At 55.2% G+C, this 14,378-nt stretch carries 18 protein-coding genes; 5 read left to right on the forward strand and 13 right to left on the reverse strand.

Going from position 1 to position 14,378, the window contains the following annotated elements; translation table 11 throughout:
* Positions 1–163: 163 nt before the first annotated feature.
* The 4 genes from BD01_RS02075 to BD01_RS02090 are packed head-to-tail and all read right to left on the reverse strand — an operon-like array spanning position 164 to position 3,564.
* The gene (locus tag BD01_RS02075) at positions 164–1,168 is read right to left on the reverse strand and encodes an SPFH domain-containing protein (RefSeq protein WP_042689422.1); all 1,005 of its coding nucleotides are present in this window, start codon (positions 1,166–1,168) and stop codon (positions 164–166) included.
* A 1-nt stretch (position 1,169) separates the two neighbouring features.
* Entirely contained in the window at positions 1,170–1,664 is a 495-nt protein-coding gene (locus BD01_RS02080; protein WP_042689424.1) for a hypothetical protein, read from the reverse strand.
* Between the two features lie 9 nt (positions 1,665–1,673).
* The gene (locus BD01_RS02085) at positions 1,674–2,570 is read right to left on the reverse strand and encodes a zinc ribbon domain-containing protein (protein WP_042689426.1); all 897 of its coding nucleotides are present in this window, start codon (positions 2,568–2,570) and stop codon (positions 1,674–1,676) included.
* Between the two features lies 1 nt (position 2,571).
* A complete protein-coding gene (locus tag BD01_RS02090) occupies positions 2,572–3,564 on the reverse strand; it encodes a hypothetical protein (protein ID WP_342665198.1) in 993 nt (330 codons plus the stop codon).
* Between the two features lie 199 nt (positions 3,565–3,763).
* Here BD01_RS02090 and BD01_RS02095 point away from each other — a divergent pair, with 199 nt between their 5' ends.
* The 4 genes from BD01_RS02095 to BD01_RS02110 all read left to right on the forward strand — a co-directional run bounded on the left by BD01_RS02095 (position 3,764) and on the right by BD01_RS02110 (position 6,018).
* On the forward strand, positions 3,764–4,078 hold the full coding sequence (locus BD01_RS02095) for a hypothetical protein (RefSeq protein ID WP_042689430.1): 315 nt from the start codon (positions 3,764–3,766) through the stop codon (positions 4,076–4,078).
* Complete coding sequence (locus tag BD01_RS02100) at positions 4,075–4,869, forward strand: hypothetical protein (protein ID WP_042689433.1); 795 nt, start codon at positions 4,075–4,077, stop codon at positions 4,867–4,869. Before BD01_RS02095 ends, BD01_RS02100 begins: the two co-directional genes overlap by 4 nt.
* A gap of 1 nt (position 4,870) precedes the next feature.
* Complete coding sequence (locus tag BD01_RS02105; protein WP_042689436.1) at positions 4,871–5,644, forward strand: oxygen-binding di-iron domain-containing protein; 774 nt, start codon at positions 4,871–4,873, stop codon at positions 5,642–5,644.
* An 80-nt stretch (positions 5,645–5,724) separates the two neighbouring features.
* Complete coding sequence (locus BD01_RS02110; protein WP_042689439.1) at positions 5,725–6,018, forward strand: hypothetical protein; 294 nt, start codon at positions 5,725–5,727, stop codon at positions 6,016–6,018.
* Here the strand turns inward: BD01_RS02110 and BD01_RS02115 are convergent.
* Positions 6,015–6,473, reverse strand: a complete 459-nt coding sequence (locus BD01_RS02115; protein ID WP_042689441.1) for a hydrogenase maturation protease — start codon at positions 6,471–6,473, stop codon at positions 6,015–6,017. The genes BD01_RS02110 and BD01_RS02115 overlap by 4 nt on opposite strands.
* Positions 6,474–6,582: 109 nt before the next feature.
* Between BD01_RS02115 and BD01_RS02120 the strand changes: the two genes are divergently transcribed.
* Positions 6,583–7,311, forward strand: a complete 729-nt coding sequence (locus BD01_RS02120) for a hypothetical protein (RefSeq protein ID WP_042689442.1) — start codon at positions 6,583–6,585, stop codon at positions 7,309–7,311.
* Between the two features lies 1 nt (position 7,312).
* Here BD01_RS02120 and BD01_RS02125 read toward each other — a convergent pair whose 3' ends face one another.
* The 8 genes from BD01_RS02125 to BD01_RS02160 form a co-directional block, all read right to left on the reverse strand.
* Positions 7,313–7,741, reverse strand: a complete 429-nt coding sequence (locus BD01_RS02125; RefSeq protein ID WP_042689445.1) for a type II toxin-antitoxin system VapC family toxin — start codon at positions 7,739–7,741, stop codon at positions 7,313–7,315.
* Positions 7,722–7,931: a hypothetical protein gene (locus BD01_RS02130; protein ID WP_042689447.1), complete on the reverse strand. Its 210-nt coding sequence runs from the start codon at positions 7,929–7,931 to the stop codon at positions 7,722–7,724. The genes BD01_RS02125 and BD01_RS02130 overlap by 20 nt, the downstream gene beginning before the upstream one ends.
* Positions 7,932–7,985: 54 nt before the next feature.
* A complete protein-coding gene (hydA, locus tag BD01_RS02135) occupies positions 7,986–9,272 on the reverse strand; it encodes an NADPH-dependent hydrogenase/sulfhydrogenase 1 subunit alpha (RefSeq protein WP_042689449.1) in 1,287 nt (428 codons plus the stop codon).
* Complete coding sequence (gene hydD / locus BD01_RS02140; RefSeq protein WP_042689450.1) at positions 9,269–10,063, reverse strand: NADPH-dependent hydrogenase/sulfhydrogenase 1 subunit delta; 795 nt, start codon at positions 10,061–10,063, stop codon at positions 9,269–9,271. The genes hydA and hydD overlap by 4 nt, the downstream gene beginning before the upstream one ends.
* Before the next feature lie 10 nt (positions 10,064–10,073).
* The gene (gene hydG, locus BD01_RS02145; RefSeq protein WP_042689453.1) at positions 10,074–10,958 is read right to left on the reverse strand and encodes an NADPH-dependent hydrogenase/sulfhydrogenase 1 subunit gamma; all 885 of its coding nucleotides are present in this window, start codon (positions 10,956–10,958) and stop codon (positions 10,074–10,076) included.
* The gene (gene hydB, locus BD01_RS02150) at positions 10,955–12,058 is read right to left on the reverse strand and encodes an NADPH-dependent hydrogenase/sulfhydrogenase 1 subunit beta (RefSeq protein WP_042689454.1); all 1,104 of its coding nucleotides are present in this window, start codon (positions 12,056–12,058) and stop codon (positions 10,955–10,957) included. The genes hydG and hydB overlap by 4 nt, the downstream gene beginning before the upstream one ends.
* A 188-nt stretch (positions 12,059–12,246) precedes the next feature.
* Positions 12,247–12,411, reverse strand: coding sequence for a hypothetical protein (locus tag BD01_RS11280; RefSeq protein ID WP_042689456.1), 165 nt, complete (start codon positions 12,409–12,411; stop codon positions 12,247–12,249).
* 38 nt (positions 12,412–12,449) lie between these two features.
* Positions 12,450–14,330 (reverse strand): ABC transporter substrate-binding protein, encoded by a 1,881-nt coding sequence (locus BD01_RS02160; protein WP_042689457.1) that lies wholly within the window; start codon positions 14,328–14,330, stop codon positions 12,450–12,452.
* Positions 14,331–14,378 lie beyond the last annotated feature (48 nt).

Raw genomic sequence — 14,378 nt, forward strand, 5'->3', positions numbered from 1 at the left:
TCATTATTTATTTTAAAATTTTAATTTAAAACCATTAGCAGGAGGAGTCGTCCTGAGAGACCAATAGAATATAGGTTCTAACGTCATGAAACCTGCTGAAGATTGAAAAGGAGAACATTGAGAAGACCGTTAAACCCCCAAGATAAAGGATGAAAAATAAAACTCACTCAATCTTCGCACCGCAGACCGGGCAGAACTTCGCCCCCTCTGGAACTATGTGGCCGTTGGGACAGCGCTTGATTTCATGCCCGCAGTATGGGCAGAAGCGCGCCCCTGGTGGAATCGGTTTGCCACAATAGGGGCATATCTCCTGTTGCGCTGGCTGGGCAGGGGCTGCTTGCTGTGGTTGCTGGGGAGCGGGTGCACCGGCGTAGGGCTGTGCCGGGGCCTGCTGGACGGGCTGAGCCGGCTGGGCCGGTTGCTGGAAGAGCTGGGGAACGAGCACCATTCCGGTTCCCATTCCAGCCCCTGGGCTCTTGCCGAGCTCTGCCGCGACCTGCTTCACCGTGTCCATCTGCATTACAGCTTGAGCGTTGCCCGTCTGCATGAGCCAGAAGAGCCTCTGGCGCCATTCGTCCGTGGTGTTAACACCTTCAATCTTCACATCGACCAGCTCGAGGCCCAACCTGCGGAAGTCCTCCATGAGCTTTATCTTCACCTGAGTGCTGACCATGTCAAGGTTCTGGAAGAGGTCAACTATCGAGTAGGCAGAGAGGTGCTTCATCATGCCCTCGTTGAAGTAAGCCCTGATGAACTTGGTAACGTCGCTCGCGTCGTACAGGCTCTGGCCACCAACAACTTCCGTGATGAAGAGAACCGGGTCCGCGACCTTGAACCAGTAGACGCCGTAGTACTTGACAGGTGCCAGCTCCTTAGTCTGCGTTTCGCCACCGTAGCGCCCCTGGAACTGCTTCATGCTGACGAAGATTATCGTTGCCTTGAAGGGGCTGTTGCTCCCGCCGACGAGCTTGTATAGGAGTGGCAAATTCTGCGTCGTCAGCGTGTGCCTTCCGGGCCCGAGGACGTCGTAGATTTTGCCGTCGCGCATGAAAACTGCCACTTCGTACTCGTGGACTATCAGCTGGGCACCCCACTTTATGACCTCGTTCGGGTACCTCCAGATTATCTCGTCCTCACCTGGGTTGACCCATTCGATTACTTCCACCATTTCACTCACCCACCGCGAAGCTCATCCTCTGGTTAAGAACCTCTTCAAAGTTCACGAGCTTGTCGTCAAGGTTGAGCACCGCCATGCCAAGGGCCTGAGGGTTCGCCACCTGGGCGTTCAGGTTCTTTGCCTCGTTAAGTATCTCCTCAGCGAGCTCAATCATCTTGGCGTCGTACTCGATGAGCCTTTCGAGTTCCTTCTCCTTGAACTTGACCCTGTCGAAGTAGCCGCGGTAGCCGGCCTCGGCGTGGAGAACCCTGCTCTCGAGCATCATGAGCTTCTTCCTCAGGTTTTCAATGCCCATCAATTGCTGACAGTTCACCATGGCGCACCTCTGCAGGGCCCTCTCAAGTTCTCTCTTTGCCTGGGCTAAAAGGTCAGCCACCTTTCCCCTAATCAGCCTGTCGTCTTCCCTGAGGAGTTCCTTCTTCTTGTAGCCGTGGAATCCGGGCACGATAAGTTCAAGCTTCTCCACAATCGAGGTTTCCTTCCCCATCTTATCACCTCAAATCGGCTGGAAGTAGAGGTTTCCGGAGCGACCCTTTATTACACCGCTCACGATTCTCTTCTTCACGGCGCCTTTAGAGCCTATCCCCCACGCGCCGACCGCCCCGGGGATTAGGCCGCCCAGCAGGCCGAAGGGCGTTCCGAAGATTGCCGACGCTATGAACCCGAGAACCGCCCCGGCCCCGATTACGCCCATCGCCATCGCACTGGCTTTCTTTCTGGCACCGCTTTCAAGGGGGTATTCTGCCGAGATAACCCTTCCATCGGTTCCGTCAACGTAGCCCCAGTATTCCTTTCCGGCATACTCATAGCGGAGCTCCCAGAGCGGGTAGTGGACGAGACCGAGGTATCTTACTTCGAGTTCGAGCTCGTCTTCGCTGACGCTCTTGTCTTCCTGCCTCGCCTCTCCAATTAGGGCGTTTATCAGCGCAACCCTCGCGAGCTCTTCGGCCTTCTCCTTCGGAACCTCCGGCTCGTAGTAGTGGCCCTTCTTGACGACGTCCTCGCTGAAGAAGACCTTGCCCCTAATCGGGAACGGGTAGCCCTCAAGGAGGGTCTTGAAGGGCGAACCCGCTGGAATTCCCATGAACTGAACTTCCTCAACGGTCGGCCAGAGCCTGCTCCTTCCGTGCAGGTAGAAGAAGTAAACCGGAACCCAGTGAAGTTCTTTCTTGGTTATCTTCGCCCCAGTTATATCAGCCGGAGCGCCGTACTGCCTTGAGAGGAACTTCAGCAGAACGCCACCGGCGTCCTTCTTCATCGGCGGGAAGAAGAAGTGCTCACCGGTTTCCTTCGTGTGGACGTGGAAGGTCGTCCCGCAGTAGGGGCAGGTGGCGACCTCAACCGTGTCGGGAACCTTAAAGGTCGCGGAGCACGTGGGACAGGTAACCTCCATTTCAACCACCCCTCTCAACGCGCTGGCCCTCGAGGACTTTGAAGCCGAAGTACCCGCTCAGAACCGAGCCGAGCCCTATCGCTATCCCCGTCAGCGCGTAGGCGCTCGCCGCGGCACCGTAGGCCCCGCCTATGGCCCCTATCAGAATCCCGAGAGCGACGCCACCCATGTACTCCGCCCGCCGGAGGGTTGACATGGGTTCCGTCGAGGCAACCCTCTTCCCGTCCCAGCCCGCGAAAACCGAGTGGTATATCGAGTTCTCGAACTTGTAATAAACCGTCCACATCGGCAGAAGAACGAGGCGCACCTTGCTCGGTTCCTCCGCCTTCACGTCAAAGCGGTCTATTCTATCTGCCTTGGCGGAGTAGCGGTTTCTAATGACGTCTATCGCATCTTCGCGCATCATGAGCTTTGCCTGCTCCTCGTCCATCTCCGTGTTGAGTATCTCCAGCTTGAGCTTCTCCCACTGCCCCTCATCGAGGTCGAGCAGGCGCTTTTCTTCCGGCTTCGTCTTGGAGTAGTGCTTTATGATGTCGTCAACGCCGAAGCTCGCCACCTGCCTCCTGGCCGGCCCTATGAGGTGCAGGGTCTCGCTCACGACGTCGTGGTAGTGCCTCTCAACGGTGTGGCACCGCGTTTCCGTGTTCCCCTGGCTGTCAGTGTAGGTTTCGCACTCCTCCTCTCGGACGGTGTAGTCCACTTCGCCGCTAACGTAAACGTCACCGACCCAGTACGGCGCGTAGTGGCCCTCAACACCGACAACCTGAATCGAGTCCTTAATCCGCTTGAGGTCGAAGTCCTTCTCGACCATGCGCCAGAACGCTTCCGCGATTTGGTTCTTGTTGAGCGAAGGAACCAGGAACATGTCCTCCGTCCTGAGGTTCCCGGTCAGGTGGTTAGGGAAACCGCAGTACGGACAGACGGCAACAATCGTTTCCGGGGTCACCTCAAGGGGTGCCCCGCATCGTTCACACTTGAAGGCCTCCATGGGCATCACTCATCTTAGTTATGTCCCAACACCTATTTAAGACTGCCCATGCCCCTTTGCGTTTCGCGGCTCAAACCATTTTATCCTTTGAACTGCTATTATCGAACTCTCTTGCAACAGGCTTCAAAATTCAAAACCATAAGGTTTAAGAAGCAAACTTCATGATTTTGATTATGACTCAACAGGTGCGTTCAGGTGATGGACAATGATGGTAACCGACACCAAATCATCTGGAAGGGGCACGTTCCTATGGAGAATCAACCCCTTTGAGGTTATAGCTTCAATCTGGAAAGACGTCGTCGAGGGCTCCAGGGTCGCGGTTCCCCATGCTGTAGGCACAATGAAGACGAGCCACGGTTCAGTGGTGGAACTCGAACTCAGCGTGGTTCTCTACCCCTCGGAGAAGAGGCTCGTCGTGAAGGACGGTGACGAGGTGTACTTCCTGTTTCCGGTGAGCCCTGCCGACGGCCCGGAGGGACTCTACGTCAAGCTGATAGAGGCGCTGGGGATGGTAGCATGAAGCGCAAGGAAGCCAGCGTTGAGATAAAGTCCGGCATGGACTCCGTTGAGGCCATACTCCACGACCCGGTGCAGTTCATAACAAACTGGCCCTACGTGGTCAAGGTCAGGGGCAGAAACCCGGTCGTGGCCGAGATAATGCTACCCCGCTTCGTCTTCAAGTTCAGGGACACCTACGAGTTCGAGTTCCACGAGGACTACAACAGCCACATCTACGAGGGAAGGGGAAAGAGGGGCAACCTGACGGTCGTGATAACCCTCAAGGAATGGCGGAAGTACGTTTCTGCCAATGTGGAGCTCTCCTACTCGGGCAGGGGCGAGTTCTTCCTCGGGAAGACCCTGGAGATACTTGTCGAGGGGATAGCCAGGAACCTCAAGGAGCTGGCGGAGGCGTCCAAGCCAATCGAAGTTGGCAAGAAGACCGAAAAGGCCATACTCGAAGTGGACTTCTCCGACCCCATGAGCGTCGCCAACTTCCTGGCAAAGGCCAAGATGGTTCACAGCGGTCTACACGTCATCCCCGAGGGTGGCTTCTTCAACGTCCTCAACGAGATTCTCGAAAAGGCGGGCAGTGAGGTTCTCTACCTCTCGGGAATAACGTCCGATGGAACCAGCGGTTTCAAGGTGCTCGTCAGGGGCAGTCAGGTTCTGGCCGTTGAGTTGAGGGACGGAAGCGAGGTTAAGACCCTCAAGGTTGAGGGAGAGGACGGTGTTAGGGAAGCCGTTGAGCTCCTTTCAAAGGTTTCCGGGGCCTATATGGTGAACGCGTGGGTCCCTGCTGGAGGTGTTTGAGATGATTAGGAACATGAACAGCTACCCGCTCTACGACGACGGTAGCCATAAGGTTTACTGGCTTGGAATTGAAGAAAGCGAGGACGAGAAGGGAATACTGACCAACCAGTACCTCGTCATTGACGGAAACGAGGGCGCGCTTATAGAGCCCGGAGGGTTCTTCGTGTTCTCCCGCGTTCTCAAGAACGTCTCCTCCCTGATTCCTCCAACGCAGATTAAGTACCTCATGTACTCGCACCAAGACCCCGACGTAGTTGCGGGCTTGAACCTCTGGTTCGAGTACGCGCCACTGGCGAAGGTCGTCATCTCGGAGCTGTGGGTGCGCTTCATTCCGCACCTGGCCGTAATGAGCGCGGGGAGAACGGTAGGAATCCCCGATAGGGGAGCGGAGTTCAAGCTTGGAAACTCGACCATAAGGGCAGTTCCAGCCCACTACCTCCACAGCCCGGGTAACTTCGCCTTCTACGACGAGAAGAGCGGAATTCTGTTCAGCTCGGACATTGGAGCCGCCGCCTTCTCGAAGGACGAGTGGTACCTCTTCGTTGAGGACTTCGACGAGCACACGAAGCACATGGAAGGCTTCCATAAGAGGTATATGAGCTCAACGAAGGCCCTTAAAGCATGGGTCCGCTCCGTGAGAAAGCTGAAGCCCAAGATGATAGCGCCACAGCACGGGGCGATATTCAGGGACGAGGACGTTGGCAGGTTCCTTGACTGGCTCGATTCGCTTGAGGTTGGAATCGACGCCTTCGAAGAGGAGTTCTACGGGGACTGAGTTCTTCAACCTTTGGTTTTAAATGAAAATTTTTCAAAGTGCTTTTAAATGACGCACGTCATTTAACCCTTGGTGGTCCCATGAACCCGATGGAGAAGGCGTTTGAAGAAGCTATGAAAAACCCCAAACTCCGGAAGAAACTGCGAGTGAAGGCCTTCCTCTCGCTCCTGCTCCTCGTAGGGTTCCTCGGGGTGGTCTTCATAACAATCGGCACGATGATGGCGAGCAAGAACGGAACGTTCCTCGGAATGACTCACCTGGACTTCCTAAAGTTGCGCGCCCGCTACGGTCTCTTCATGATGGCCCTGATAACAATACACATAATCATGAACAGGGGCATAATGCGAAAAGAGCTTGGCCTGCTCTTCGGCTAATTCTTTCGATTTTTACATAGTTCTTCGATTAAAGCTACTGCCCTCGGCACTGCACCCAAAACCTCACCGCTGAGCTCGGTTCCAAGGTCAATCTCCTTCGCAACTATCCCTACGAAGTGAACCTCCGCCCTGGCGAGCCTCTCGTCGAGCTTCATGAGGAGCTTAAGGCCGTCTATCGCCCCCATGAAGTGCGCGCTTCTTATCTCCGCTTTCAGCTTCTCAAAGACATCCTCCCCTTCGAGGTGTATAACTTCTCCCGGCTTGAACTTCTCGCTCAGAATCGCGTCAACGATTATCAGCCTCTCCTCCCCGTTGTAGTGGCTTGAGAGCATGAAGATGTCGGTTCCGACTTCGAGGACGTTGTAGCCCTTCTCGGCGAGGATTCTGCCGACCTTGAGCCCAACTCCGTCGTCCTTCATCAGCTCGTTTCCTAAGGCAAGGATTAGCGTTCTCATTTTGCCTCCCTCACGGAGTTGTCCCGGGGGTTTATGAGCCTTATCGAAACCCTTATATACTTTTTGCAGTAGTCATGACCATCTCAAAGTTTAAAAGGAGGATGTTCCGATGACGTGGAAGATTGCGCCGCTGCTTCTGGTGCTCGTCGTTTTCTCGGCGGGTTGTCTAGTCCAGACGGGAAGCGAGACGACATCCCCTGGCTTTGTCCTCAACGTGACTTACGTCCCCTTCAAAGTGCCCCTCAACGTTACTGCTGTCGCGATTAACGTGAGTGCTAACTTCATCGGCTACAAGAGCCTTGTCATAAACGATGTTTATCCCGCCATACTGATAAAAGCGGGTCCGAATGTAAAGAACATTTCCGCCTTCAGACTCTCGAAGGACGTTTATCTTGTCGTTCCCTCCCTCGACGAAGACTCCTCGGAGAAGTTCTACTCCCTAACGGTATGGCTCAAGAACGGCTCCGTTGCGATAGCGAACATAAAGTTCTCCGGAACCCCCGCGAAAGTCGTTGACATGGTCGTCAACTATGAGGTCGAGAAGAACGGGACGCACTACGTCGTCAGGCCCATGAGCTGGTCTATAGGTGAGGCAACACTCTGGAACGAGACCTTCAACGTAACTGTTGAACTGCCGGAGCCAATTCAAATCGCCAACGCTCCCTCTGTTGAATATAAAAACGGCACCTACGTCCTGCCCGAGGTCTGCAAAACGGCGAGCGGAGGCGTTACCGTCATCTACAGATACTCCATTGGCGACGTTTACGTCGTTGGCCCCATTGGTGAGGGCTTCGTCGGGAAGATATACTTCCCCTGCGAGAAGATGGCGGGAAAGTGATTCAGGAAATCAGCTCAACTTTTTCTTTCTTTGCGGGTTCAAAGAAGTCCTCGTCTAGCGTAGCCAAGGCAAAGCCGTGCTCGATGCAGGTTGAGAGAATTAGTGCATCGTTCGGGAGCATGGCGTACTTTTCTATTAGCTCCATTGCTTTGAAGACCGTTCTCTGAGAGGATTCGATAAATCCAAAACCCTTCAGCGCCTTGAAAACTGCTCTAATCTCCGGCGGCAGTTTGTCCCTTCGTCCTTTGACGGTTCGGGGGGCGAGCTTTGAAAAATAACCGATAAGCAGGTACGTGACCTCACTGAAAATGGTCTCCGTTATGTAAAGGGCAACCTCTTCGTTCTCAAAAGACTCAAAGAGCTTAACCGCCCGTTCGTTGCCTTTGAAGTACTCCACAAGGAGAGAGCTGTCAATCAGCAATTCCCTCATAAATCTCCCTCTTGAGCTCTTTCCAGCTCTTGTCGGTTTTCATGATTCCTTTGAGCTTTTTCATGTTCTCAAACAGTTCGTCTTTGTGGGAAAGATACCAAGCCATGGCCTCGACGTCCTTTTTAAACGTCTCAGCGTACTTTTTGGGAACCTTCACGTGAATAACAACATCCACGATTTCTTCGGCCATGCTAACCCCCGATGAGTTCTATCTTCGACCCCTTATAAAAAATTTGAGAAGAGCTCAGAGCTTCGCTACATGGACAGAACAGGAGATGCATGGGTCGTAAGCCCTTACCACCATCTCGGTGAGGAACTTAATCCTCTCTGGGTCGTCGTTGTAGTGCTTCTCGGCCATCATCCTGACGTGCTCCTCCATCATGGCGAGGTTGAAGGCAGTGGGCGTTATGATGTCCGCGTAGGCGACCTTTCCGTCCTTCACTTCGAGCGCGTAGACGAGGATTCCGCGCGGTGCCTCGGTCGTGCTGACGCCGAAGCCGTCTTTCACAGTTACCTCGTCCCTCGGCCTTATCGGCCACTTCGCGAGGGCCTCGTCGAGCAAATCGATTCCGCGCTCGATGAAGTAGACGAGCTCAAGGGCCTGAGCCAGGTTGTTGGCGAAGGGATTCGTTGGACGGAGAAGCTCCTTATGAGCATCGTAGAGTTCCTTCGCCCTGCCGTAGAGGAGCTTCCAGTTGTTGACGACGCGCGAGATGGCACCGACCATGAAGGGCTTTCCGTGGTAGTGGGAGTGCTTGGCGAAGCTGTGCTCGACTACGAACTCCTTTATGTGCTCCTTATAACTCTCGCTCGGGAACTCGTTTCCGTCGCTGGCCTTTATGTAGTCCCCGTAGATTCCGTAGACGTCGTTCCTCGGCTTCACGGCGAGGTGCGTTATCGGCCCCTCAACCTCCTCGTACTGCTCCAGCTTGGTGAACAGCTCGAAGGTGTATTCAGCCTTCGGAAGGGCTTCTTTAAGCCTCTCCTTCATCCTCTCGAGAGTTTCCCTGCTTGGGAGCTTTCCAAAGCCCCCGAGGACGACGTTCTCTTGGTGTATAGCCCTCGCGCCAAGCTCGTCCATCATCCAGCTTCCGAGGTTCTTGAGGTCGAGCGCTATGCCTATCTCCTTCTTGTACTTATCGACCATGTGGAGCGGTCCGGAGTAGCCGAGGTAGTCTGGTAGAACGAGAAGGTAGAGGTGGAGTGCGTGGCTCTCAATCATGTCGCCGATGTAGAGGACCTCCCTCAGGGCCTGAATCTCCTCGCGCGGGGTGAAGCCTATCGCCTTCTCGGCCGCCTCCACGGCGGTGAGCTTGTGCGCCGCTGAACAGAAGGAGCATATCCTCGGGTAAACCGCGAGGGCCTCGTCGAGCTTCTTGCCGATGGTTATGGCCTCGAAGAACCTCGGCCCCTCTATGATGTTGAGCTTGACCTCCCTGACACCATCGTCGCCGATGACTATCTCGACGCCACCCTTGCCCTCTACCCTTGCTATGTGGTCAACGGTGATTGGCAGGTAAACGTTCTTCATTGGCTCTCCCCTCCAAAGATTTTCTCAACCATCTCCTCAAGCTTCTCGTTGTGGGCGTTGAAAATCTTCATCCTCTCAAGGATTTCCTCCTTGGTCAGGCCCTTCTCCTTGAAGACCCTCGCGAGGGAGTCGAACCAGGCAACGTCGTAGCCTATCGCGCCCCTGCAACCGATGCACGCTATTCCAAAGCTTGGACACCTCGCGTCACAGCCGGCCCTCGTTATCGGACCGAGGCAGGGCTCGCCCCTCTCGAGGAGTACGCACGGGTTGCCCTTCAGCCTGCACTCAAGGCAGACCGGGTAGTCTATGTCCTCCGGCCACGAGCCGACGAGGAACGTTCCGAGGGCGTAGAGGAAGTCCTTCTTCTCCGGCGGACAGCCGTAGATGTTGTAGTCTACCTTGATGTACTTCGAGACGGGCTCGGCCATCTTGGGCTGGAACTTGACCTTTCCGTCGCCGTAAACGGTCTTCCAGAGCTCCTCAAGGGGCTTGTCCTTCTCCCAGCTCTGGACCCCGCCCTGGACAGCACAGGAACCTACAGCCACCACAATTTTCGCGTTCTCGCGGATTTTCTTGACGAGCTCAACCTCTTCCTCAGTCGAGACGCTACCCTCGATGAACGCGATATCGACGGGCTCGTCCTCGACGCTGTTCCTGTCGAGCATGTACCAGCAGACTATCTCGGCCCTGGGAAGGAGCTTGAGCAGTTCGTCCATCATCGCCAGCTGGAGCTGACAGCCGTAACAGCTCGTTAGAGCGTAAAACCCAATCCTGACTTTCTTCTCCTCCATCGCCACCACCTCAGTCCAGCAGGCCGGGCGTTGATATTATGTCGAAGTAGCCGAAGACCGGGCCATCTTTGCAGATGTACTTCCAGCTCGTGCTCGTTCCGGCGACGCAGTGGCCACACTTTCCTATTCCGCACTTCATCTTCCTCTCGAGCGTCACGTAGATGTTCTCAGGGCGGTAGCCATAGTTGATGAGGGCCTCGAAGACCGACTTGTACATCCTCGGCGGACCGCAGATAGCCACTGCCGTCTTCTTCGGGTTGGTGTTGGCCTCGACTATGAACTTTTGGGGCCTTCCGTGCCTTCCGGGCCAGTCGGGGTCTCTGGTTACGCTCTGGATTATCTTGACGTTCTCGGCCTCTGCCAGGTCCTTCATAGCTTCGAGCTCCTTGTAGAAGAGCAGGTCCTTGCCGTAGCGGGCAGTGTTGATGAAGGTTATGTTGCCGTACTTCCAGCGGTTGTCCATCGCGTAGAGGAAGACGCTCCTCAGCGGGGCCGTTCCGAGACCCGCCGCTATAAGAAGTAAGTCCATACCCTCCCAGTCGTCAACGGGGAAGCCGTTGCCATAGGGACCGCGGACGAGAACCGTATCGCCGGGCTGGAGCCTGTGGACGACGGTGGTGACCCTTCCGGCCTTCCTGATGCACAGCTCGAAGAAGCCCTTCCTCATAGGTGAGGAGCAGATGCTTATCGGGACCTCTCCAACTCCCGGAATCGTGAGCTGGACGAACTGGCCGGGCTTGAACGTCCAGGTCTCGGCTATCTCGGGGTCCTCGAAGCGGAAGAGGAAGAGCTTCTCCGTATCGGTGAGCTTGTAAACCCTGAGGACTTTGGCCCTGTGGAGGGCGTAGGGGTTATCATCGGGCATCATAATCTCCTTGGGAACTACCTCGCTCATACGTCCTCACCCCTTATGTTTTCGGCGTAGGCGAAGCCCTTCTTCGGTATCTCCTCGGCTATCTTCGCCGGGCAGGAGCGCTCCTCAAGGCCGAGGATGACGCGCAGGTTGCGAACGAAGCTTATGCCTGCCGGGCAGAAGGCGGTACAGCGACCGCAACCGACGCAGAAGCTTAACCCGAGCTTCTCGTTGTAGGAGTTCTTACAGAGGTAGCGGTTCATGAAGCGGTCCTTTTTGGTGGGTCTGAAGTTGTGGCCTCCGGCAACGAGGCCGTGGCTCCTGAACTGGCAGGAATCCCAGCGCCTCTCGCGGTAGCCGGTTACGCCGTCAAGGTTTACTATGTCCTGCACCTCGTAGCAACGGCAGGTCGGGCAGGTCGTGTTGCAGATTCCGCAGGCGAGGCACTTTTCGCTTTCTTCCTCCCACATCGGGTGCTCCATCTCAAGTTCGAGCAGGTAGCGCAGGTCTCCCCAGTCCTCGTGGTACTTGAAGGCCTCGCTCCTCTTCCTCTCGAACTCCCTGAAGGCGCAGATGTCCTCTGTGGTGACCTCCTCGAAGAGCTTGATGTTCTTGTCAACTATCCTGTGTCCCTTGGGCGAGCCAACGCGGACGAGCCAGCCGTCGGGGAGCTCATGGAAGAACAGGTCGAAGCCGTCATCGGCGAAGTCCGTCTCGCGGAGGTTGCAGAAGCAGTACTCGTCGGGCATACAGCTGATTCCTATTATGATTCCCTTCTCCCTGCGAACCTTGTAGTACTTGTCGGGGAGCTCGTCGAGGTAAACAGTGTCGAGTATCTTGAGGCCGAAGATGTCGCAGGCGTGAACTCCAAAGAGCACGAAGGGCTCGACGTCCTCAATGGTCTCCCTGTACTCCGGCTTGCTGAGGTCGAACTCGAAGAGCTTCTCCCTGGGCTTGAAGAAGAACTTCTTCGGGGGCATTATCGTCCTGTTGTAGTGGAACTCCACCTTCCTGACGTCATCAACTTCGCGGAAGTCGTAGAACTTCTCCGATATCTTGACCGGGGCGTAGAGCTTGCCCCACTCCTTGAGCCTTTCGAGGAACTCATAGGTGTTTTCCCTTGGCAGTTTAACGTATCTCAACCCCACCACCTCCGATGAACATAAACATACATACGACCATTTTTGTTCCCTCAATAGGGACTTATCCGGAGCCTAAAAAAGCGTTTTTAAACCCGAGAATTCTAAACCAAAGGTTTACATCGTTTGTTTAGCCTAACGAGAGAAGAAAACAAAAGTGCTTTAACAAAGGACGGGTGTGTTAGGCTTTCCTAACGTCCCTTGCTGAAGCGCAGGACGAAGAACAGGATTACCATGAAGACGGTTATGTACTCGCTCCAGACGAAGGGGACAATGCCAATAACGCCGAGCGTGAAGATTATCGCAAGGATTATCACGATGACGAGCAGAACCCGGTAGACCGTTTTTCTCTCCATGCCATCACCGGAAAAGAAAAGGGAATGGGACTTAAAAATCAGCCGGTCGCGTTGGCCGTCGTGTTGGTGGAGCAGACGAGGGGCTGTGGCTGGTACTTGAAGAGCTCTGGGTGAAGCAGTTCTGCCATCTCTTTGATTGCCAGCACAATCCTCGGGCTGGGCCTCTGGAAGACGTTGGGGTCGCTCACGGTGTAGACCCTTCCGTCCTTTGCCGCCTTTATCGTCGAGAGCGGGCCTGAGCAGAATATCTTCGGGTCAACGTAGGCCGAGGCTATAATCACCACGTCGGGGTTCCTCGCCACCACCTCTTCCTCGCTCACGGCCTTCCAGCCGGTAACGTCCTCGAAGGCGTTCTTACCGCCGGCAATCCGGATTATGCTGTCGGCGAAGGTGTCCTTTCCGGCTATCCAGTAGCCGTTGTAGGTGCTAACGAGGTACATCACGCTCGGCCTGCTCGCGTTGGCGACGAGGCCCTCGATGTAGCTTATCTGGGCCTTCATCTCCGCCACGACGAGGGAAGCCTGCTCCTCCCTGTCGAGGACCTTCCCAAGGAGTTCAACCTGCTGGTAAATTCCGTCGATGCTCTTCGGGTCGACGATTACCACCGGTGCAATCTTCTCAAGGCTCTCCAGGAAGCCCTGCTTGTAGAAGACCGCGTTGTCGGCTATAATCAGGTCGGGCTTGAGCTTTGCAATCTCTTCAAGGTTCGCGTAGGCTCCGTAGCCACCGACCTTGGTGATGTTCTTAACGGCTGGAGGCCAGTCTGCGTACTTCGTGACACCGACGAGCCTGTCACCGGCTCCGAGGTAGAATATCGTCTCGGTGATGCTCGGGGCGAGTGAGACAATCCTCTGGGGCTCCTTCGGGATTATAACGGTCCTGTTGGCCATGTCCTTAATCGTGAGCGGATAACTTGTCTTGAATGCATCGGGGTGGAGGATTCTTGCCATGGTCTCGATTCCGCGGATTAGCCTCGGGCTCGGGTGAATGAGGTCGTTCTCGTTCTCAATCATGTAAACGTGGCCGTTCTTCACCGCGTTGGTTCCGGCGAAGAGCTTGTAGGCTTCTTCCACTGTCATACCGCAGTGGGGGGTGAGTATTATGACGTCCGGGTTCCTTGCGAGAACCTCCTCAAGGCTGACCTGAGGCCAGTTCTTGGTGTCGTTGAAGATGTTCACACCACCGGCGATGCTGATGACGTCGCTTATGAAGGTGTTTCCGCCGGCGGTCATGAGGGGCTTGTTCCAGATGACGTAGAAGACCTTGACCTTCGGCTGGTCCTTCATGAGCTCCTTCATTGCATCGACCTTGGCGTTGAACTCGTCGATGACCTCTTTGGCCTTATCTTCCCTGTTGAAGACCTTGCCGAGGAGCTCTATCGCCCTGGGTATCTCGTCGAGGCTCTTTGGGGCCACGATTATAACCGGCGCAATCTTTTCAAGGCTCTCAAGGTAGCCCTGTTTGTAGAGAACAGCGTTGTCCGCTATAATCAGGTCGGGCTTGAGGCTCGCTATCTTCTCGAGGCTTGCGTAGGCCCCGTAGCCACCGACGGAAGTTATGTTCTTGACTTCTGGGGGCCAATCCTCGTAACCGGTGTCTCCGACGACCCTATCGAGAAGGCCGAGGTAGTAGAGGTCTTCGGTTACGGCAGGTGCAAGGGAAACGACGCGTTTGGGCTCCTCTTTGATTGTGACCGTCCTGTTCGCGAAGTCCTTGACCGTTATCGGGTAGTAGCTCTTCTCCATCTGGGTCGTGCTGGAACTCGTGGTTGAGCTCGTCGTTGAGGTCGTTGAGCTGGTTGGTGTAGCTGTGGCCGAGGGAGATGAGGTCGAGCTCGTGCTCTCATTTGAGGCGATACAGCCCGTCGCTACAACGGCTCCCAGCAGGAGCAGGACGACGAGGAGTGCGGTTCTCTTCATGGTTATCACCTGGACGTTTTGTCCGGATTAAATGTCCAGGGGTGTTGA

Source organism: Thermococcus nautili (assembly GCF_000585495.1).
Taxonomy (GTDB): Archaea; Methanobacteriota_B; Thermococci; order Thermococcales; family Thermococcaceae; genus Thermococcus; species Thermococcus nautili.